Origin of the sequence: Nitrosomonas sp. (assembly GCF_019752095.1) — a bacterium.
GTDB lineage: Bacteria > Pseudomonadota > Gammaproteobacteria > Burkholderiales > Nitrosomonadaceae > Nitrosomonas.
The window spans coordinates 43195-65724 of sequence record NZ_JAIEMO010000030.1 but is presented as its reverse complement, the minus strand read 5'-3'; the positions used below and the strand labels follow the sequence as shown (position 1 = coordinate 65724).

The window sequence follows — 22530 nt, the reverse complement described above, 5'->3', positions numbered from 1 at the left end:
TAACTCAACAATATGATTCAAAACATTATTATATCATCATCCGCACCTGAAAATGACTCTAACCGTGCAAAGTTCTCCTTAAATCTATTTGCCAAGTTTATCTTTATTGATCCAGTGCTGCACCACTAAACTGCCCACCATATCCCCTTCCACATTAACCGCTGTACGCAACGTATCGAGTATACGATCTACGGGCAACAGTATCGCGATCGCTTCAACCGGCAATCCGACAGATTGCAACACTACCACCATCGTCACCATCCCTGCGCTTGGAATCCCCGGCGCACCAATTGCTGCCAGCATGGCAGTCACAAATACGATCAATTGTTGCGTCAAGCTAAGTTCGATGCCAACCAGATTAGCGATAAACAAAGCTGCAACCGCTTCATACAACGCCGTGCCATCCATGTTCATGGTAGCGCCCAGCGGAATTACAAATCCGGCAACGTCACGCTTGACATGCAAATGTTGTTCAGCGCAGCGTAGTGTAACCGGCAGCGTTGCGGCGCTGGAACTGGTCGCAAAAGCAGTGATCAATGCCTCACGCGCGCCCAGCCAGAATTTGATGGGTGTCATCCCCGTAGTCAGATAGAGGATCATTGGCAAAATCACCAATCCATGCAGCAAAGTGGTTCCTAATACGATCGCCACAAACTGAATCATCGTTGACAGCAATCCGGCATCTTGCGTAGCCACCAGCTGCAATACCAATGCCATAATGCCGAGTGGCGCCAGACGCATGATCCAGCCAACCAGCATTAGTATCAATTCCAGAAACTCCTGCATCAGCGTCAGGATATTGCGATAACGTTCTCCACCCACGACCAACGCAATGCCCAATAACAAAGCAAATAATACTACCGCCAGCACGTTGCTTTGCGCTAAAGCAGCGATTGGATTCTGAAACAGCGAGCGCAGGAACTGTGCAAAAAAATCCGATAACGACATTTGTGTTGCCTGAAAACTCTGCATCGCATCCTGGAACATTGCAATCTGCAATTCGCCCCCAGGCCGCAACAAGTTGGCGGAGGTCAATCCCAAAATCAGCGCAAGCATCATCGTAGAAGCAAAGAAAATCAGCGCCACCTGCCAGACGCGATTCATTTGTCGATGCGAACGTAGATTGGCCACACCGACCACAATTGATGTAAATACCAGCGGGATCAACACCATCCGCAATAAATCAGTGAATAATGTACCCACCAGTTTTGCGCTATACAGTCCACTTTGTACAATCGCCGATTGCTGCTCCAGCGCTGCAAACCAGAAACCCAGTAATGCACCCGCCACAACACCAAACAAAATCTGATTATTAAGTGATATCTTATTCACAGATTAATTACACCCAATCCTTACCAATCAGAAAATCCGTATATAACTTATCCTCAGCGCTACCTGTCGCCGGTGTCCAGTCATAGCGCCATTTCACAATTGGTGGCAAAGACATCAGGATAGATTCGGTACGACCGCCTGTTTGCAAGCCGAACAGAGTCCCACGATCCCACACCAGATTAAATTCCACATAACGTCCACGCCGGTACGCCTGAAAATCCCTCTCGCGTTCACCATATGGAGTATCTTTGCGGCGCTCTAATATAGGGCAGTAGGCGTTAAGAAAGTTTTCGCTTACATTACGTATAAGTTTAAAGCAGGTATCAAAATCAGGTTGATTCAAATCGTCAAAGAACACACCGCCGATACCACGAGGCTCTTTGCGATGTTTCAAATAGAAGTACTCATCGCACCATTTTTTAAAGCGCGGATAATAATCTCCACCAAAGGGCTGTAGTGCGTCTTTGCAAGTTTGATGAAAATGAACTGCATCTTCTTCATATCCATAATAAGGTGTCAGATCCATACCACCACCAAACCACCAAACGGGTTCAGCGCCTTCCTTGTGCGCTTCTAAGTAGCGTACATTCATATGCACGGTTGGCGCATAAGGATTGCGCGGATGCAAAACTAGCGACACGCCCATCGCTTCAAATGATCGGCCTGCGAGTTCAGGGCGGGCAGCAGTGGCCGATGCGGGTAATCCGGCACCATACACATGGGAAAAATTGACCCCACCGCGCTCTAGTACATTCCCTTCTTCGATGACACTGCTCATGCCACCACCTCCTTCCGGACGATCCCACTGATCTCGTTTGAACGTTTTGCCGTCCACCTGCTCCAGTCTACCGATGATGCTATTTTGCAAATTAATAAGAAACTCTATGACTCGTGGTGTATTCATGCAAACTCCTATTGATAATACTCAGTAAATATGGCTAAAATCTCGCGTATGCCAGACAATAAGCTCCATTTTATCGCAGGTATATCATGACAATTGCATTTCATTGTTGATTTTTCTCAAGCCAAATTTGAATTACTTGCATGCATATAACTCTGCTCCTATTTTTCGACACAAAAAAGAACGAACACGTATGATAGACTCGCACAATTCGTTATAAGAGAATAAGAGAATGTCTGGCAATACATTTGGCACGCTTTTTACCGTCACCTCATTTGGTGAATCACACGGCCCCGCAATTGGTTGCATTGTTGATGGTTGCCCCCCGGGCCTAGTCATCAGCACTGAAGAAATCCAACTTGAATTAGATCGACGAAAACCCGGCACGTCGCGTCATGTCACGCAACGGCGTGAATCCGATACGGTAGAAATTTTATCTGGCGTATTCGAAGGACAAACCACCGGCACGCCCATTGCATTACTGATACGCAATGAAGACCAGCGCAGCAAGGATTACAGTAAAATCATGGATACGTTTCGTCCCGGCCATGCAGATTACACCTACTGGCAGAAATATGGCGTTCGCGATTATCGAGGTGGTGGCCGCGCATCGGCACGTGAGACTGCGGTACGCGTTGCCGCCGGTGCGATTGCAAAAAAGTGGCTGCACGAAAAATTTGACATTGTGGTTCGCGGCTATATGGCGCAGCTAGGGCCGATTAAAATCCCATTCAAATGCTGGGAGGATATCAGCCAGAATCCTTTTTTCATTGCTGACAGTAGTTATTCAGATCGCTTGGAAACATTTATGGATCAACTGCGTAAGTCGGGCGACTCAGTGGGCGCCAAAATCAGCGTAGTGGCACAGCATGTACCAGTCGGCTGGGGCGAACCAGTAAACGACCGATTGGATGCCGAAATCGCCTACGCCATGATGAGCATCAACGCGGTAAAAGGAGTCGAGATCGGCGCAGGTTTCGCCAGCGTAACACAAAGAGGCACCGAACATTCCGACGAAATGACACCGAATGGCTTCTTAAGTAATAACGCAGGCGGCATTCTTGGAGGCATTTCAACTGGTCAGGACATCACCGCCAATGTCGCGATCAAACCGACATCCAGCATTCGTCTCGGGCGACGTTCAATTGATAAGAACGGCGATCCGGTCATTGTCGAAACGCACGGACGGCATGATCCTTGCGTTGGTATCCGTGCCACACCGATTATCGAAGCCATGCTTGCACTGGTATTGATGGATCATGCTTTGCGGCATCGCGCGCAGAACGCCGATGTACAGTGCAAAACACCAAAAATTCCCAGTAGCGCAAATGCTGCAGAAAAATCTGCAGCGGCGTCTCAAGCGCCCTCAAGAGAAGATCCGGAACCTGAAGAAGATGTCTAAGCACTAACAAACACGACAGAAGCTTCGTGTCTCACCAAAGCTAGTTTAGGTATTAACTTAAGAGGAGATTACAGTACTACTTCGACTTGTTTCCGGGTATTGGTAGTTACCCTGGCTCTAATGAAAATTTACCGGTGCTGATCACATCCGCTGTTCAGCCGTATCGACCACCTTGTTAAACAGGCCTCGACATTCAAAACCATACCTTGCGATGTCACACGGTATAAGTCATTTAATCTAGCTGAGAATTTCCTACCACTGCAAACTTAACTCTTAACAGTCTTGCCACTTGTTGACATTGCCGGTGCAAAAAAGGACATATGTCCTATTTTTCAAAATGAGAATCTAGTACGTACATACTAGAAGAAAAGGAATCATCTCTTATTACATTCGAGGAATTTTTAGTTTATCTTGCAGATGGCTATGCAGCGTTACTTTTTTATGTAAATTTAGAAATAACTAATAAAAACAGATAATCTGCAAGTCATTACACAACAATTTCATCTTTCTCTGCAAACAAGCGGCTCCATTAAATTCGCTGCAAATGAACAGCGCATGCTATCTGGCATGTGTAGATGAAGTTAGTAAATCTTAATGTAATTTTCTTCTTCTTAGGGGAGGTTTTATAATGCGTATTATATCTATGATGGCCTTACTTGCGTTGGCGAGCGGACCGGTCGCGGCGGCTTCTTGGCAAATTGGTGACAATGACGGTTTTGGTGCTGGCATTTGTGACAACTGCCCGCACCCATTTGATGGCTTCTCGGCAAATTATGATGGCCGCAGTGCAGCAGAAATGGCGGCAACTGATGGCACTCAATACACCGATACTTATAGCACTACTCATCCCGGCTTCGGTCCACATGGATCAGAAACGGTAGCAACATTCACATTTACCGGATTAGGCAACAGCTGGACAATCGGTCATCTGGAATTCGACACGGCCGACTTTCAAGCTTCAACATTCGGCGGAGTAACCACCACATTTAACGGCATCGTACAAAACTTTGGCTTCAATGACGGGTTTCCGAATACGGCTATCCATTTCTTTACATTGACTGGCTCCGTGATTGATTCGATCAACGCTTCAGGTGAGTTAGTCATTGCTATTGATCGCAACAATTCCGGTGATTTTTACGGCTTCGACTACCTGAAAATCAGCGATGTGGCGGCACCGATACCTGAACCAGAAACTTATGCCATGTTACTTGCTGGCCTAGGTATACTTGGTTTTGCTAGTCGTCGCCGGAGGCAAAAACTAGCTGATTAATTTGTAAATCAAGTGTCTCTAAGAGAAACCCGCTGCGGCGGGTTTCTCTTTTTCCGGTTGACTATTTTTGGCCTTTATTCAAAGCACTATTCATTTTTCTTAAGATCTGCCGATATGACAGCATAAATTCAAACGGAAAAGATTCACTGATGAAATCTCGGCATACTCACAAAATATATCATTCTAACACTCCCTCACCACAGGCCAGCCAAGCTAACCAAGATCGATTGTATAGTGTTTCTACACTTTTATTTTTCTCGCATTACTACTACATTCATGAAAACCAAGTATAAAGAGTTGCTGATTCTGGGAATTACCATCGAAGGTCGCCCATTTCGGCCCAGTGATTGGTCAGAACGGCTATGCGGGGCACTTGCCATCTATAATCGCAATGGCCGCTGGGAATACTCAGAGTATGCTCAGCCTGTTATATATGAAGGAAAGATAGGTGTTCATGTAAAAACCGCACTAAAAGATATCAATCCAGCCATGTATCAATTTATGATGGATTTTGCTTACAATAATCAACTCAAGGTAATTCCAACGGGCAAAGTCACTTACTTGGAAGAATCTCCAGTCCCTGAGGAAACAGAAGTAGCATGGTCTGTAACAAAACTGACACTTGCACTGTTACTGCATCAATGGAAAATAAGATTTAAGAATACTGGGCATTAGGCAGCAGTGCTTAATCTTAGTCTATACAAAATCATTTCTTACCTACACTTCAGAGTGACTTAAGGTATTCAACAAGATCAAGTCGCTGTCCTTTAGTCAAAGCTGGAAGAAACATCCCATCAGGCTGAGGCATTCTGCCAGAAGCAAACTCGTGACCACCATTATTGTTACCCCAAATATGTGTACGAAACAAAAAGCCATTATAGCCCGTCGTTTTTAATCCAACTTTCACTGGATCAAACTCGCGCGATCCCACCATAAACTCATCCGGACGATATTCGCCTTCTACAGGATCATCAGGTCGCCGTTTAGGCAACAACAAATCATACAATGTTGGAACGGAGCCATTATGCAGATAAGGAGCAGTCGCCCAGATACCGTTGAGCGGGCGAGCTTTATAAGCGAAAACTGAAGCAAAAGGATTGTCGGTTGTATCAGGAACATAATTGCCATGTTTCAGGGAAGATTGCACTTCATTATCAAGAAATGTATAGGCAATATCAAGCAATCGCTCGAACCATCTGCGCACAAACCATTTATCTGGATCAGGTGTCGTCACCACATTGCGCGTAGCTGAAGTTAATAGTGCTACCGCTGGCGCTTCGCGTTGCAGCAAGAGGTTTCCTGTACTGACACCGACATATTGATTCCGCAAAATACCGCTATACCCGATATACTCAATCCCGTTGTCAGCCATCTTAGAATCCGTTCCAACAAACGAAACATCAATCATTTTAGCCACAACGCGACGATCTGGATCAATGCGATTAATGTGACCGTGGCACGATGCGCAATATTGGAAGAATAACTTCGCACCTTTAGCCATTCGTGCTTTATCGATTTTAGGCAAAACATGCTCAGGCCACTGCGGCGAAGTTAATTTACGCAGATGCTTCTCCACTCGGCGCAAATTTCTAATATCAATAGAAGACCGGAAATCAATATGCTTTGAACCAAATCCTTGTCCGCCAATAACTGAAGACAACGTAAAGCCATCTCCTTCTTGCCAATCCAGTGTACCAAAAACACCAATCATCTGACCTGCATTCCTGGCCATGGGACCTAATCCGCTGTTGTCGACTCTACCATTCCATTGAACGTAATCATGCTGCGGTATATCCCACAGGAATGGATAACTCACCGGCGCATCGGCTGGATTATAGATTTTGTTGCGCAACCGAATGATCTGCTTGCCAGTCAAATAAGCCTGAATCCTTTCAATAATGTGGTCGCGATTTGCACTGCTGAGAACGGACTCCACATCTGACATTATTTCAATCAATTCTTCCGAAGTCAGAATCTCCGTGAGCAATTCGCGCAATTGTTGTGCGCTCATGATATGTTCAAGCACACGATTATAGATTCTTCCAAACGCATCCAATCGCGCATAGCCATAACGAGTTAACGGTCGTTGGGTGTCCCTAGGCGTATTGATGATGGCATAAGATATGATTCGCTGAGTGTATTTCTTGAGATCCATCACCACTTCATCTATTTCCTTATATTGACCTTGCCTCAATACGTTAGCAACGAAACGGTCACGTTTCTCTGAGTCCTCCAAGGTGACATGCAATGCTTCCGCCAAATCCATCATGAAAATTTCCATATCCGAATTTGCCGGACCGCCATCGATACGAATTCCGGTACCCTGGTAATTGATTTGGGTTGTATGGCAAGCTGCGCAAGTAAAGCCCATAAATGCCTTGCCTTGATACTCATCTTGCACCATGCCAACGGGCAGACCATCTGGATTGCTTGTGGTTGGACGCTGCGGCAAATAGCCATAACGGTCTATGTTTTCATTACTGCGGAATAAAGCAGATGAATCAGGCTGCTCCAATACAAGAAAGAAGCTGTACGGTAATAAATTAGAACCCTGCGTCGTATTATAAAACCACAAACTATCGGATGCCGACCAACCTTGATCAAGGTAAATTGTTTGAAAAAATTGAGCACCAAATTTATCGACACCACTCGAAATAGCACCCCGGTTAGGGTCATTATCACGAAATTCATATACCCCTAGAGCTATTCCGGAAATCAGCAAAATCACCGATGATAAGACTAGAACCATCGTTAAAAGCTTTAGGTAAAAGTAATAATTGATAAACTTAAATTTCATGCGGTGTATTGTGATTGTTCAGCAAGCATTCAGGATTTATTTGATTAAATCCAGGACATCCGAATAGCCTTTTAACAATTGATATTGCAGGTATTGCTTCAAAACAACGATTTAAAACCCTATTATGCCTAATATTGACACTAATGAATCTTATTTTTCATATATGATTGCCAATCAATTTTATGCGAAGAATAAGCACAGAAAAAATTTCTTAATAATTATGAAGGACTCGATGCAGATTTTCTCATTTTGGTACTTTTTACTAGGTATCTTCTTAATATTTCCAGCACCATTTGTATATGCCCAGCCACCAGCTAGTCTTACAATTGAAGAATTACAACGTGTGGGACTACAAGCAAATGGCCTCGTGCAAGCCGCTCGTTCGCAAGTGAATATGGCCAAAGCAGGTGTAATCGCCGCATCCGCATTTCTCAACCCTGAAATAACTGTATCAGCTGGCCCTGACGACAAGCGACTTCCGGAGATACTAACAGGACCGGCGACCATGCAGCGCGCTGTAACAGTCAATCAGGGAATCGAAAATCCTTTTATGCGCAGTGCCCGGATTGGTGCATCAGAAGCTGTCGTTGATGCGAGTCGTGCCAGCTTTGATCAAATACGTGCAGATTTAGCAGCGCAACTAAGAGTTAGAGCCTATGAATTATTGTTACGAATAGAGCAAGCTGCATTGGAACAGAACATTTACGACTTATTGAAAGAAGTACGGCGTCGTATTGCAGCCAATGTCGAAAGGGGGGAAGTCGCGCGCTTTGAACTCATTCGGGCAGATACCGAATTACAAAGCACAGCTAATCGCATGGAAGCTGCACAGTTAACAGCACAGCGCGCTCGAGTAGCCTTACTGCAACTGACGGCAGGAGCCATTCCAATTGATTTTGAAATTCAAGCTTCTCTGAAAGATCCGATTAATTTACCGCCATTGGACACATTACGTCAGGAAGTACCATCTGTAAATCCGGATGTCATTCGTTTGCAGGCAGAACAAGAACGTGCCAAATTACGAATTAGTCAGGAAAAAGCTTCGGTGCTACCACAAATTAATTTTTTATACACTAATTACCAGGATGCACAATTCACCTCCAATATAGCAGGCGTAAGCGTTAGAATCCCTTTGCTCTATCAACGTCGCGGCGAAATTGATACAGCCATTTATGATTCCGCACGGATACGAGAAACACTTGAATATCGCCGCTACGAAATCAGTCAATTATTCGAAGCAGCATGGCAGTCTCTGCAGATCGCGCGACGACGCGTAGACATGTTTGAAGGCGGTTTAATCAAAGAAGCAGAAAATGCTGTAGAAGTCGCCGAAGCCGCTTACCGTTTTGGGGAGAGAGGTTTAATCGAATTTTTGGATTCGCAACGTATACTCCGAGGAATATTAGGTGATGCCTTGCTAGCACGTTTTGATCTTCAATCATCGGCTGTCGAAATTGACCGGTTGCGCGCACATTATCCCAAGGAGCTAATTCCAGAATGAGTTTCAAACTAATTTTAATCAACTTCATTGTTTTTTCTACACTACTATTAACAGGGTGCGATAAAAACGAATCAACTAAAACCTCTGATAAAGAAACAGCTCAAAGCAGCTCCGAAGAAGACCGAGATATCAACAGCATTACTATCCGACCCGAGCTAGCAAACCGCTTAAAGATCGGACAACCTACTTTAATTGATCTTGCGGATAAAATTCTTGTCCCGAGCAGAGTACAAGTCGATGAAGAAAGAACCGCGCAAATTGGTTCTTATGTAACCGGGAGAATTATCAACCTGTTTGTCATCTTAGGCGATTACGTTCAGGCAGGCGAACCATTAGCTCGCATTACCAGCCCGGATCTAACACAATCGCAGTTGGCTTATTTGCGTGCATCTTCACGCGTTGTTGTAACTCAGAAAGCAGCTGAGCGTGCGCACCATTTGTTTGCTGCTGATGCGATCGCTCAAGCTGAAGTGGAACGACGTCAATCCGAATTGGAAATTGCCCAGGCTGAACTAGGCGCAGCCACCGATCAGTTGAGATTATTTGGAATGACTGACGCTGAATTAAAAGAATTGTCCAAGAAAGGAAAAATTCTTCCGTGGTTGGATATCAAAGCCACCCGGGAAGGATATGTCATTGCACGTAATGTGATGGTGGGCCAAGTGGTACAACCTTCCGATCCGTTATTTCAGATTGCTGATCTTTCTCACGTCTGGGTGGTTGGCGATGTACCAGAACAAATTGCGCGTGACGTGCGATTGGAACAGCATGTAGAAATCAATGTACCCGCAATAGGCGGTGCTGATTTTGATGGCGTCATAATATTTGTCTCGGATACCGTTAATCGTCTGACTCGTACCGTAATGACCCGGGTAATGGTGGAAAACCCAGACCGGAAATTGAAGCCGGATATGCTGGCCAATATGCATATCACCGATACACAGCATAAAACCCTAGTTGTCCCGGAAGCAGCAATTGTTCGCGAATTAAACCAAGATTATGTTTTTGTCGCGATCAGTGATAACCAATTTCAACGTGTGCCTGTCGAACTGGGCCCAGAAGTGGCTGATTACCGTCCTGTGCTAAATGGGCTATCAATTGATCAACGAATTGTAATGACAGGTGCTTTTCATTTAGACAGCGAGCGCAAGCTGGCTGAATTGGAATAATCATGATGGCTGCTATAGTACGTGCGGCATTAAACCAGCGTTTGTTGGTATTAGTAATTGGTCTGCTGTTGTGTGTCGCTGGTGGATTTGCTGCGAAAAACCTGTCGGTGGATGCCTTCCCTGATGTCACCAATATACAGGTGCAAGTGGCTACGGTAGCCATTGGCCGTAGCCCAGAAGAAATGGAACGGTTAGTCACGGTGCCGGTTGAGATTGCCATGACCGGTCTACCGGGCTTGGTCGAAATGCGCTCATTGAACAAAAGTGGATTATCGCTGATTACTCTGGTTTTCACTGACCAGACAGATGTATTTTTTGCGCGTCAGCTAGTCATGGAGCGCATCATTGATGTCACACCTCGCTTAATACCGGGCATTACACCAGTGCTTGGGCCGGTTTCTACCGGATTAGGTGAGGTCTATCAATATACCATCGAGCATCCAGACGACGGTACACGTGCTTTAACCGCTGAAGAACTCACCGAACGCCGCACTATTCAAGACTGGGTAGTCCGTCCATTGCTACGATCAATTCGTGGTGTAGCAGAAATTAACTCAATGGGCGGGCACGTTAAGGAATATCAGGTCTATGCCAGTCCCAACAAGCTACGGCATTATAATCTGACACTGACGGATGTGGATCGTGCTCTGGCCAGCAATAATTCCAATGCTAGTGGAAATATACTGGCATTGCACTATGAACAATACCTAATCCGCGGTGTGGGTCTGATTGCTACGCTGGACGACATCCGCAATATCGTACTCCGAGAAATGGATGGTGTTCCGATTTATGTACGTGATGTTGCCGAAGTTACTTTTGGTGGTGAAGTCCGTCAGGGTGCCAGTATCAAGAATGGCTATACCGAATCAGTTGCAGGTATCGTAATGATGCTGCGTGGCGGCAATGCCAAGGAGATTGTTGGCAGGATTAAGGAAAAAGTCGCTGAAATCAACGAGCGTGGGTTGTTGCCGGATGGTTTGCAAATCGTGCCGTTTTATGATCGCACCGAACTGGTGGATGGCGCGTTATCCACGGTACAAAATACTCTAATGCAATCTCTGATTCTAGTCATAGTAGTGCTATCGATTTTTCTGGGAACCATCCGAACCAGCATTGTCGTTTGTTTTACTTTGATTATCACGCCGCTGATAACTTTCATGGTGATGAATTACTACGGCATGCCCGCCAATTTGATGTCATTAGGTGGATTAACAATTGCACTAGGTATGATGGTTGATCCCACCGTAGTCGTCGTTGAAAACATTTATCAGCGTCTCGGCCAGGCAAAAGACACAGGCCAATCCAAGTTTGATGTCATTGTGAATGCGGTTGCTGAAGTCGGCACACCGGTCATTTTTGGCGTGTTCGTTACGATACTTGTATTCCTGCCGTTAATGACGCTCGAGGGCATGGAAGGAAAAACCTTTAGTCCACTGGCAGTTACAATTGCTATCGCACTGCTGGTCGCTCTTTTTGTATCATTATTAATATCACCGGTATTGAGTGATTATCTTCTGCAAGGCGGGGGGGAGCAAGACACAAAAATTGTTGCTGTCTTGAAAGGCGCGTACTTGCGTGTTTTTAATCTGGCCATGCACAATCAGAAAAAAACCATAGTTATTGCCATAAGTTCTCTGATGTTCGCATTTGCGTTGTTTCCTTTTCTGGGTACATCCTTTATCCCGATCATGAAGGAAGGCTCGGTAACGCCAGTGATTATTCGCGCACCTTCCATCTCATTGGATGAAGCTATCAAACTGGAAACAGAAGCAATGCAGTTAATCGCTGCAATTCCAGGAGTTAGGAGCGTAGTGTCTAAATTGGGTCGTGGAGATACGCCCGCGGATCCCGCATCGCAAAATGAATCCGACCCTATTGCCAACTTGGATTTGGAAGGATCGGGGCGAACTCAGGAAGAAATCGAGGAAGATATCCGTAAAGCACTGGAGGTATTGCCTGGCGTCAATATCGTACTATCACAACCGATTGCACAACGCGTGGATGAAATGGTTACCGGTGTCCGCTCACAAGTTGCAATCAAGATATTTGGTGACGATCTGGAGCAATTGCGTAAGCTATCTGAGCAAGTAGCCCGTATTGTTAAATCGACAGCTGGTGCCAGAGATATCCGAATTGAACGCTTATCAGGGCAGCAAGAACTGACGATCAATATTGATCGCCGTGCCATTGCACGGCATGGCATCAATGTTTCAGACGTCAACGAACTGATTTCCACAGCAATCGGTGGCAAGGCCGTTACTCAGGTTTTTGAAGGCGAACGTCGCTTCACACTGCTGTTAAGATTTCCAGAGGAATTTCGCCACGATGTGGAAGCGATCAAGGATCTTTTATTAAGACCGGCCAATACAGCAGCACTAGGTAAAATGGCGCAAGGTGGAATGTTAGTACCGCTCAGTGCTGTAGCAGAGATAAAAGTAATTGACGGTCCAGCGATTATTTCGCGTGAATTTGCCAAGCGTCGCGTTGTGGTGGGTGCTAATGTGCACGGACGCGATATGGGCGGATTTGTAGAAGAACTGCAGGAACGTACCGCGAAAGAAATTAAACTACCCACGGGTTATTATTTTGTCTGGGGTGGGCAGTTTGAAAATATGCAACGCGCAATGTCAACACTTTCCGTAATCGTGCCGGTTACGCTGGCAGCTATTTTTTTCTTGTTATTCATGTTATTCAACTCAGTCAAACTGGCCGTTCTGATTTATCTGGTATTACCGTTTGCTTCCGTCGGTGGCGTTGTCGGGCTTTTTGTGTCCGGTCAGTATCTATCAGTTCCGGCATCAGTCGGCTTTATTGCAGTATGGGGCACATCGATATTAAATGGCGTGGTACTTATTTCTTTCGTGCGGGAGTTGCGAGATAAAGGCTTAACTGTCGAAGAAGCGGTCAGAAAAGCTTGTGAGCAGCGTTTCCGACCGGTCATGATGACTGCAGCGACTACCGTGTTGGGCCTGGCACCGTTCCTGGCGGCTTCGGGGCTGGGTTCTGAAGTACAAAAACCATTGGCTATCGTGGTCGTCTGTGGACTAACGACAGCAACGATGATGACGATGGTGGTCATGCCAATGCTGTATCGATGGTTTGATGATAAAACTGATAAAGTACCACCAGTTCAATCTGAAAAACTGTCTCCCCCGTCTGCGTGAAAATCTTACTTATTATTCAACTACTACCGTTTGCACCTGTATGGGCCAAACACCTTTCTCTATCACTTGTCGGCCATCAAACACAAGATAACTTTGTCGTCCGTAATGTGGTAGCGGTCGGAGCAGGGCTTCGAGTGATGCAGCATCTTGAGCGGAGATAACCGCCAATGATGCTTCTTCATCACGAACTAAAGTCCAGACTTGCGCAGTACCTTTGTTGTTGATTTCATCCGGTCTGGCGGGCAGTTGGTTAGCAGCAAGCCAAGCATCAACTTCCGATTTCAGGCCGATAACCAGCGTAGGTGCTGTGGAAAGTGGTTCACTCAGCGCAGCGATTCGTGCTTTGCGGCCTTGCAATTTATCCGCAAGAATTTCAGCAATTTTACGAATCTCGGCTTTAGCGGATAATAAAACTGTCTGCGTAGTGGCGTTAACCATTGCCTCACGCAGGATCGGTGGCGCTTCACCAGGCGCCAGCTGACGAAACAGGCGCAAATCCGGATCAAGCGAAACCGATAACGGCTTGTCCATTAATTTCAGCGTAAAAATCTGCCGTTCTTTTTGCAAATCAAGTATATGTGTTGTGGTGCTCTGCGGGTTTTCAATTGCTACCGGGATGCGTAATTGATACGCTGGTTTGGATTGTTCCAGAGTAATTGATAATTCATAGCCGGAATCTGTTGCAATATTTTTTACTTCACTGATCGTGATAGCCGGTGCGCCGGTGCGTTCCAGCCATTGAGAAAAGAATGGTTGCAGATTTTGCCCTGAGACCATCTCAAATATTTTCTGCAACTCTTGCCACGAAGTAATTCTAAAGCGCTGCACTTTCCAGATCCCCTGGATACCGCGCTGAAAAACCATGTCACCTAGATGATCCCGCAGCATAAAGAAAAACATGGCAGCTTTGTTATATCCGACAATTTTGGATGCGCCATGCGTACGTGAAATAAACGCTGTCAATGGTGCATCCTGACCTGGTCGCAATGCGGCAAAGTCACGTACCCACCCTAATCTCATTTCACGTGCAGCTTCGCTGCTTTCCTGTTCTTTATAAGTATAATCGGCCATAAACGTGGTCAATCCTTCCGACCAGTTGCCGCTTGAGTAATCCGGATAAACCCCATTACCCCACCAATTGTGCAACACTTCGTGACCGAGCGAAGTATCACGGATAAACGGCAATCGCAACACATCAATGCCAAGATAAGTCAATGTAGGCATGCCAAATCCGGTTGGCGTAGGGCTAGAAACCACGCTGAATTCAGTATAGGGATATTCGCCGATCCAGGATTCGTAGAGGTTCAAATAGCGTTTCACCGCATCCAGATAATCTTTTGATAAATTACTAACTTGCGGATGAAAATAGGTGCGTAGTTGAATCGGCTTATGGTTAATGCTCTGGTGTGCCTGTGTTTCAATCACATACGGTCCGGTCATCAGATCAATCCCTTCGGCTGGATGAGAGAACTCAAAAGAAGCGAGATAACCTTGCTCCGATTCACTTTCTTCCACCAATCGGCCCGCCACTAGGCCTTTCTGACCGGCCGGCAGTTCGATGCTGACCTTATATCGCGCCAAATGCCCAACTATGCGCGGATACCAATTAGATCCATCCGGCAAGAATGAACCGGATTCGCCACTTACCGCGACTGGCCTGCCTAATGTCTGCTGATGATCCAGAGAAGCATCCAGTGCAGTCAATGTCCCTTTCCACTGTATCAGAAACTGGATTTGGTTCCTGAAATGAACCGGAATGTTCCAAATATGCGCTTGATTGGCTTGCTCACGGCCAATGCCCAATGGTCCATCATTAAATTCTGCCTGAGTCACTTCATAAGCCGCTCCCAGCATCAGTTGCAACTCTCTTGGATTGTGTACGGTAACAAGGCTTTTTCCTACGATGGTACGATTTACAGGGTCAATTTTTACCGTGATATCGTACTCGACGTCATTAAAATTCATCGGTGCAGGCATCGACAATACCTGTCCTGACACAAAGTAAGCAAACAGAAGTAAAAAGCAACTTTTAATTAAACTATCAACTGTCATAGATTGAAATAAAAATAATTAAAGATTCAAAGCAGGAAATTTTGCAATGACTAGCATTTCTATACCATCCCGTTTGATTTTGATCGGCAACCAGGTTCCGGACGCTTGCCGTTTTACAACATTGATAACGTCTTCGGTAGCTTTGATCGGCACACCGGCCATTTCCAGAATCACATCCGAAGCCATGAGCTCCGCAGCTTCAGCAATGCTGTTTTTCTCGACTTGCAGCACTACTGCTCCGCCCCGGCCCATTTCGTAGCGTATTCCCAAGCGCTGAAATTGCGGCCTGAAAGACTCAGAAACATGCGGCAACACGCCAAAAACGGCGTCGGCAACACCTTCAACTAACTGCTTACAGGATTTACTGCTATCCCACGGTAACAATGCAATAACATTCTGGACACCTAGGTCATGTAGTTGATGCGTCACACCAAAACCATGCAGCACATGGCCCGCACCCATAACCCCCACAACCAGCGGTTTCTCCGGATCGGTAGATTCTATTGTGGCTTGTTGCAGTACCTGGGCCATGGCACGATCCCATAATTGTTGCCCACCGATAAAACGACGGAAATCCGGATCATCTTGCGTGATTTCGCCTGCTTTCTTGTCTTTGCGGTCATGTTGCTTGTAAATCGGCAGTAAAAAATCCATATACGCCTGACTTGGTTCCGCCGGACGCGTCACCCCTTCTCGTTCTTCCAATGGAACGCCATAAAAGCCCTTTTCTGCCACTTGATGGCGCAATTTTGTTTCAATATTCAATGCGAGCATTGGGATACGATTCATCCGCGCAAAATGAAACAGAGGTAAATATAGATTGGCATCCGTATTCCAAACCCGATCCCACTCAGCTGCACGAAGGAATTCCTTTTCACCCAGTTCACCGGCAATCCATTTATCCAACGCTGCTTGCACTCGACGTGGAAACATCTCGAATCCGATCACCATATTGGGGCGCACGGCGTGTAAAGCCACCAATGTTTGCAACTGCCAACGATGATGATCCGCATTGACATGCGTTTCCCCCAACAGCACCACCGCAGCCTTCACTGCACGTGCGATTATTTCCTGTTGTGAGGTTTTACCCAAACCTGGAACTACCCAATCCCCCAATGGCACGCAATCTTTTGGTACCGGTTTTTTTGCTGGAGTAATGGCGTTTGCCAATGCGGTATTTACGCATAGACTCAGCAGCAAAAAGGTCACGCTAATAATTCTGCTACAGCGGTTTACATTAAAATTTGTCATTTCTTTGATTGTCCTGTTAACAGATTCATAAAATCAGAGGGTCATCCAACCCATTTACGTGCATTTCGAAACAAACGCATCCAAGGTCCATCCTCCTCCACCCTACCAGAGCGAGTATCAGGATACCAGGAATGTTGCGTCACTCGAAATACCCGTTCCGGATGCGGCATCAACACATTAAAACGCCCATCCGAGGTAGTCAATCCGGTGATGCCTTGGAGCGATCCATTCGGATTATCAGGATACTGCTCGGTTACTTGCCCGTGGTTATCCACAAATCGCAGGGTCACTAAGGATGCAACATTTTCAGACTGACCGAAAAACTCCACCTTACCTTCACCATGCGCCACCGTGATCGGCATCCGGCTTCCGGCCATGCCATCAAAAAATAGCGATGGACTGGGTTGTACCTCCACCATAACAAAGCGCGCCTCAAATTGCTCCGACAGATTGCGTCTGAAGCGTGGCCAATGCTCTGTTCCTGGTATGATCTCATGCAGATTGCTCATCATTTGGCAACCATTGCACACACCGAGTGCAAATGTATCGCTGCGCTGAAAAAATGCTTCGAATTCTTCACGTGCGCGTGGATTGAACAAAATTGATTTAGCCCAGCCTTCACCCGCCCCCAGCACATCACCATAGGAAAATCCGCCACATGCAGCCAATCCCATAAAATCTTTTAATGACAATCGATCTGACAGGATATCGCTCATATGCACATCGACCGCAGCAAAACCAGCGCGATCGAAAGCCGCCGCCATTTCCACATGCCCATTCACCCCTTGCTCACGCAATATCGCTATACGTGGACGCACTCCCGTTTGAACGAAAGGCGCAGCGATATCGTCACCAACAGCATAACTTAATGTAACCTGCAATCCTGGGTCATCCACATTAAGAATCCGGTCATATTCCTGTTGCGCACAAGTTGGATTATCACGCAGCTTTTGCATCTGATACGTGGTCTCCGACCAGGCACGTTGCAAATCCACTCGTTTCTCCGCCAACACCGGCTTGTTATTGCGCATCAAGCGGACTTCATCGATTTTATTCAAGTGGCCGATGATGAAACTGACATCCCGCAACCCAGCTTCGGTTAACACCTGCAGCACCTCACGGTGCTGTGCGGCTGCAATTTGAATCACAGCACCCAGTTCTTCATTGAAAAGTACCGCAAAAAGGTGTTCTAGGAAACGCCCTCCCAATTGCTCAGGTCGCAATTCCGATCCATCGATATCACAGCTGTGCGGATCAAAGCACAACTGATCCAGATTCACGGTCAAGCCAGTATGTCCGGCAAAAGCCATTTCGCATAATGCCACGAATAAGCCGCCATCGGAACGATCGTGGTATGCGAGCAGCTTATCCATTTCGTTAAGCTTCTGAATCGCATTAAAAAAGTTTCGTATGCGTTGTGCGCCGGTTTCGCCGTCAATATTCGGCGCAATATTGCCAACTTGTTTATACACCTGCGCCAATGATGAACCACCAAGTCGATTTTGACCTTGCCCCAAATCAATCAGAATCAATTCAGTGTCGCCGCAATCGGTGCGTAATTGTGGTGTCAGGGTTTTGCGCACGTCCTTCACTGTTGCAAAAGCAGTGATAATCAGCGATAACGGTGCCGTAACTTCCTTACGCAACCCCAATTCTTCCCAAGCAGTTTTCATCGACATCGAATCTTTTCCGACCGGTATGCTAATGCCCAGTTGTGGGCACAATTCCATACCAACAGTATGCACTGCGTCATACAATCCGGCGTCTTCACCTGAATGTCCGGCTGCGGCCATCCAATTGGCCGACAATTTAATCTTTTCAATTTTGCCAATTGATGCCGCCGCGATATTTGTAATCGCCTCACCCACCGCCATGCGCGCTGCCGCTTTGAAATCTATCAAAGCCAATGGCGTGCGTTCGCCAATGGCAAATGCCTCCCCCAAATAGGTCTGATACCCCATGCTGGTCACCGCAACGTCGGCAACTGGGATTTGCCATGGACCAACCATCTGATCACGCGCTGATAGGCCGCCGACACTGCGATCGCCAATGGTAATTAAAAAAGTTTTATCGGCCACCGCAGGCAAACATAGCACTCGATAGACGGCTTCGGTCAAATTCACACCCTGCCAATCAAGTATCGGAAGTATTCGGATATTATGAGCAACATCGCGTGTCATTTTCGGCGGCTTGCCGAGTAGTACCGGCAACGGCATATCAACTGGCAGCGTAGGGGATTGCGCATCGATTACCACCAATTGTTCGTCGTTTGTGGCTTCACCCACTACGGCGAACGGGCAACGTTCGCGCTCGCAAATGCTTTGGAACAACGCCAAAGATTCTGGTCTGATCGCCAGAACGTAGCGCTCCTGTGCCTCATTGCTCCAAATCTGCATCGGTGACAAACTGGTTTCTTCGGAAGGAACATTTTGCAAATTAAAACGCCCACCACGGCCAGAGTCATGCACCAATTCTGGGAACGCATTGGATAAGCCTCCCGCACCTACGTCATGGATAAATAAAATCGGATTCTCGATACCGCTTCGCTGTAGTTGCCAGCAGCGATCGATAACTTCCTGCGCACGCCGTTGCATTTCCGGATTACCGCGTTGCACCGAATCAAAATCCAATGCTTCGGTATTGCTACCGGTATCCATGCTGGAAGCCGCACCACCACCTAAACCAATCAGCATACTCGGTCCACCCAGTTGAATCAGCAAAGAGCCTGCAGGGAATTTTTCCTTACGCACATGCAAATCTGAAATCTGGCCGACGCCACCCGCCAGCATGATTGGCTTGTGATAACCACGCATTTCTCCGCCCAGGCGCTCTTCAAAAGTGCGGAAATAACCCGCTAAATTGGGGCGTCCGAATTCATTGTTGAATGCCGCCCCGCCAATCGGACCTTCCAGCATAATCTGTAACGCTGATGCGATGCGTCCGGGCTTACCATAGGTTGCTTGATTATCGGTTCCATCGTACTCCCACGGTTGCACAAACTCCGGAATATTCAGATTGGATACCGAGAAACCGCATAATCCGGCTTTTGGTTTTGCACCCCGACCCGTTGCGCCTTCATCGCGAATTTCACCGCCGACACCCGTTGCAGCACCTGGAAACGGTGAAATCGCAGTCGGATGATTGTGTGTCTCGACTTTCATCAACACGTGCGTTTTTTCCTCGGCGTAACCATATGCTCGCTGACTATCCGGATAAAAGCGCTTTATTCTTGCTCCCTCAATGACGCTGGCATTGTCGGCATATGCCACCAGCGTGCCTTGCGGATGACTTTGATGCGTGTTGCGTATCATAGCAAACAGCGATTTATCCTGAACCTTGCCATCAACAATCCAGTCTGCGTTGAATATTTTATGGCGACAATGCTCGGAATTGGCCTGCGCGAACATCATCAATTCGACATCGGTTGGATTGCGCTGCATGTGCTGAAAATGATTCAACAAGTACTCAATCTCATCCAATGACAGGGCCAATCCCATATTTTGATTTGCCTGTAATAAAGCCTCAATACCACCGTGCATCACATCAATCGTGTTGAGTGACTGCGGCGGAAAATGCTGGAATAGTTTGGCGGCATCATCAAATGAAGAAAACGCAGCTTCGGTCATACGGTCATGCAGCAAAGAAACGAGATGGGATTTATCATCAATCGAAAGTTGTGCGCTGCATTGGATATAATACGCAATCCCGCGCTCAATACGTTCAACAGCGGTTAAACCGCAATGCTGGGCAATATCCGTAGCTTTTGTAGACCACGGTGAAATTGTGCCCGGACGCGGCAAAACTAAAAGAAACTCGCCTGAATGGTATTCCTTTTCCTGCACCTGATTGTAGTTAAGTATTTTTCTCAACACATTCAGTTCATTATCGTGCAAATTACGCGTCACCGAGCAAAAATGCCAATATTCTGTATGAATGGCTGTTACTGGCAGATTGAGGGTTCTAATTTGATTGAGTAATTTCTCCAGACGAAACGGAGAAAGGGCACGTCCACCACAAAATTGGAGCATCAGAGAAAATAAAGCAATTATTTAAAGATTGCAATTTTACACGAGAAGATGTACTTATCGCTGATCATCCCGTGAGTGTGAAAAATATGATGACTGCTGATCCGATTTGGCTTACCGCAGAAATACGCGAAATAGAACATCTGGCCACCCTGCTGCCCGAACCTCCACGGTTAATGGAAAAAGCGGGCCTGGCCGCCGCACAAATCGTCCGCGACCAATTACACAAAAAACCCGGCTATCACGCATTGGTGCTCGCCGGCCCGGGCAATAACGGCGGCGATGCTTTCGTTGTAGCGCGGTATTTGATGGAATGGGGAAATGCGGTTACTGTGGCTTTCAACGGCGATCGCAATCGCGTTCCACCAGATGCCAAGCAAGCCATGCAAGCCTGGACCGATATCGGCGGTGAAATTCTTTCTGACATACCCGACGGCAATCAAAGCTGGGATGTGGTAATTGACGGCCTGTTCGGCATCGGCCTGGATCATTCTCGAAGCCGACCCATCGAAGGAAAGTATCGCGAATGGGTGGACACAGTGAATCAAATGAATGTTCCCATTGTATCGCTGGACATTCCATCCGGTCTGGGCAGCGATGACGGCTGCATTTATGGCACAGCAATCCGCGCCAGCACTACCGTAACATTTATTGGGCTGAAACCCGGCCTGTTCACCAACTTTGGGCCGGAATGCTGCGGCGAAATAGTGTTGCGCGATCTGAATATCCAGCCACTTTCACCACCCGAGCCGCATATCTGGCTATTAAATCAAAATTTTGTGCAATCATTTCTGCCACCACTCCGCACAACCAACAGCCATAAAGGTTCATACGGTAACGTGGCGATTCTCGGTGGCTCTACCGGCATGATAGGCGCCGCACTGCTGGCAGGCCGATCGGCATTGCATCTGGGCGCGGGGCGCGTCTATCTCGGTTTACTAGCAGAGAACGCACCACCGGTCGATCTCTCACAACCGGAATTGATGTTACGCTACCCTTCCGAACTATTCACACTGGAACGTTTGAATTGCCTAGTCATCGGCCCCGGTTTGGGGCAATCCAAGGAAGCCTTGTCGTGTCTGGAACAAGCATTAAAGAGTAAACCGGTACTCGTGATAGATGCCGACGCACTCAACTTGATAGCACAGCATCAAAAATTAGCCAAAAAACTCAGCCAGCGCGGCGCTTTTAGTATTCTGACTCCACATCCTGCCGAAGCTGCACGACTTTTGAATACCGATACTGCGACCGTGCAAAATGATCGCATGCATGCCGCGAATCAAATCTCACGACACTTCAATTGTTATACCGTGTTGAAAGGCGCTGGCAGCATTTGTTGTTTCCCGGATGGAAAGTGTTATATGAACACCAGCGGCAACCCTGGGTTGAGTACCGCCGGCACTGGCGATGTATTAGCCGGATTTATTGGCGCACTGATCGCACAAGGTTTAAATCCTGATCAGGCACTATTGCTTGCTGTCTACTTGCATGGCGCAGCAGCAGATCATCTATTACAGCAAAATTATGGGCCGCTAGGAATGGTTGCATCGGAAGTTATCGGTGTGGCGCGATTGCTGCTCAATAAGTGGACTTCCCAAAACGAATCAATAAGAGTGAAGAAAATAACATTGGCGCACAAGCAAGGCAGGTGATGTACGGCCTACTG

Annotated in this window: 13 protein-coding genes; 7 read left to right on the top strand and 6 right to left on the bottom strand. The window is 46.8% G+C overall.

Going from position 1 to position 22530, the window contains the following annotated elements; all coding sequences use genetic code 11:
* Window positions 1-84: 84 nt before the first annotated feature.
* Window positions 85-1332: a dicarboxylate/amino acid:cation symporter gene (locus K2Q13_RS09560; RefSeq protein ID WP_292920832.1), complete on the bottom strand. Its 1248-nt coding sequence runs from the start codon at window positions 1330-1332 to the stop codon at window positions 85-87.
* Between the two features lie 7 nt (window positions 1333-1339).
* The gene (gene hemF / locus K2Q13_RS09555; RefSeq protein WP_292920831.1) at window positions 1340-2236 is read right to left on the bottom strand and encodes an oxygen-dependent coproporphyrinogen oxidase; all 897 of its coding nucleotides are present in this window, start codon (window positions 2234-2236) and stop codon (window positions 1340-1342) included.
* Between the two features lie 229 nt (window positions 2237-2465).
* Between hemF and aroC the strand changes: the two genes are divergently transcribed.
* The 3 genes from aroC (at window position 2466) to K2Q13_RS09540 (ending at window position 5580) form a co-directional block, all read left to right on the top strand.
* Window positions 2466-3635: a chorismate synthase gene (gene aroC / locus K2Q13_RS09550; protein ID WP_292920830.1), complete on the top strand. Its 1170-nt coding sequence runs from the start codon at window positions 2466-2468 to the stop codon at window positions 3633-3635.
* A 628-nt stretch (window positions 3636-4263) separates the two neighbouring features.
* Window positions 4264-4905 carry a PEP-CTERM sorting domain-containing protein gene (locus tag K2Q13_RS09545; protein WP_292920829.1) on the top strand — a complete coding sequence of 214 codons (642 nt, stop codon included), beginning with the start codon at window positions 4264-4266 and terminating at the stop codon, window positions 4903-4905.
* Between the two features lie 276 nt (window positions 4906-5181).
* A complete protein-coding gene (locus tag K2Q13_RS09540) occupies window positions 5182-5580 on the top strand; it encodes a DUF3579 domain-containing protein (RefSeq protein ID WP_292920828.1) in 399 nt (132 codons plus the stop codon).
* A gap of 49 nt (window positions 5581-5629) precedes the next feature.
* Here K2Q13_RS09540 and K2Q13_RS09535 read toward each other — a convergent pair whose 3' ends face one another.
* Window positions 5630-7654 (bottom strand): di-heme-cytochrome C peroxidase, encoded by a 2025-nt coding sequence (locus K2Q13_RS09535; RefSeq protein WP_292920827.1) that lies wholly within the window; start codon window positions 7652-7654, stop codon window positions 5630-5632.
* Between the two features lie 280 nt (window positions 7655-7934).
* On the opposite strand from K2Q13_RS09535, the gene K2Q13_RS09530 reads away from it, so the two are divergent.
* The 3 genes from K2Q13_RS09530 to K2Q13_RS09520 are packed head-to-tail and all read left to right on the top strand — an operon-like array spanning window position 7935 to window position 13536.
* Window positions 7935-9203 carry a TolC family protein gene (locus K2Q13_RS09530; protein WP_292920826.1) on the top strand — a complete coding sequence of 423 codons (1269 nt, stop codon included), beginning with the start codon at window positions 7935-7937 and terminating at the stop codon, window positions 9201-9203.
* Window positions 9200-10372 carry an efflux RND transporter periplasmic adaptor subunit gene (locus K2Q13_RS09525; protein ID WP_292920825.1) on the top strand — a complete coding sequence of 391 codons (1173 nt, stop codon included), beginning with the start codon at window positions 9200-9202 and terminating at the stop codon, window positions 10370-10372. The genes K2Q13_RS09530 and K2Q13_RS09525 overlap by 4 nt, the downstream gene beginning before the upstream one ends.
* Window positions 10373-10374: 2 nt before the next feature.
* Entirely contained in the window at window positions 10375-13536 is a 3162-nt protein-coding gene (locus tag K2Q13_RS09520; RefSeq protein ID WP_292920824.1) for a CusA/CzcA family heavy metal efflux RND transporter, read from the top strand.
* A gap of 12 nt (window positions 13537-13548) precedes the next feature.
* Here K2Q13_RS09520 and K2Q13_RS09515 read toward each other — a convergent pair whose 3' ends face one another.
* From K2Q13_RS09515 to purL, 3 genes are all read right to left on the bottom strand, one after another.
* Window positions 13549-15501 (bottom strand): M1 family aminopeptidase, encoded by a 1953-nt coding sequence (locus tag K2Q13_RS09515; RefSeq protein ID WP_292920823.1) that lies wholly within the window; start codon window positions 15499-15501, stop codon window positions 13549-13551.
* A gap of 105 nt (window positions 15502-15606) precedes the next feature.
* Window positions 15607-16797: a ChaN family lipoprotein gene (locus tag K2Q13_RS09510; protein WP_365725694.1), complete on the bottom strand. Its 1191-nt coding sequence runs from the start codon at window positions 16795-16797 to the stop codon at window positions 15607-15609.
* 83 nt (window positions 16798-16880) lie between these two features.
* Window positions 16881-20867, bottom strand: a complete 3987-nt coding sequence (purL, locus tag K2Q13_RS09505; protein ID WP_292920821.1) for a phosphoribosylformylglycinamidine synthase — start codon at window positions 20865-20867, stop codon at window positions 16881-16883.
* Window positions 20868-20953: 86 nt separating this feature from the next.
* Between purL and K2Q13_RS09500 the strand changes: the two genes are divergently transcribed.
* Window positions 20954-22516: an NAD(P)H-hydrate dehydratase gene (locus tag K2Q13_RS09500; RefSeq protein ID WP_365725692.1), complete on the top strand. Its 1563-nt coding sequence runs from the start codon at window positions 20954-20956 to the stop codon at window positions 22514-22516.
* The last annotated feature ends 14 nt before the right edge of the window (window positions 22517-22530 follow it).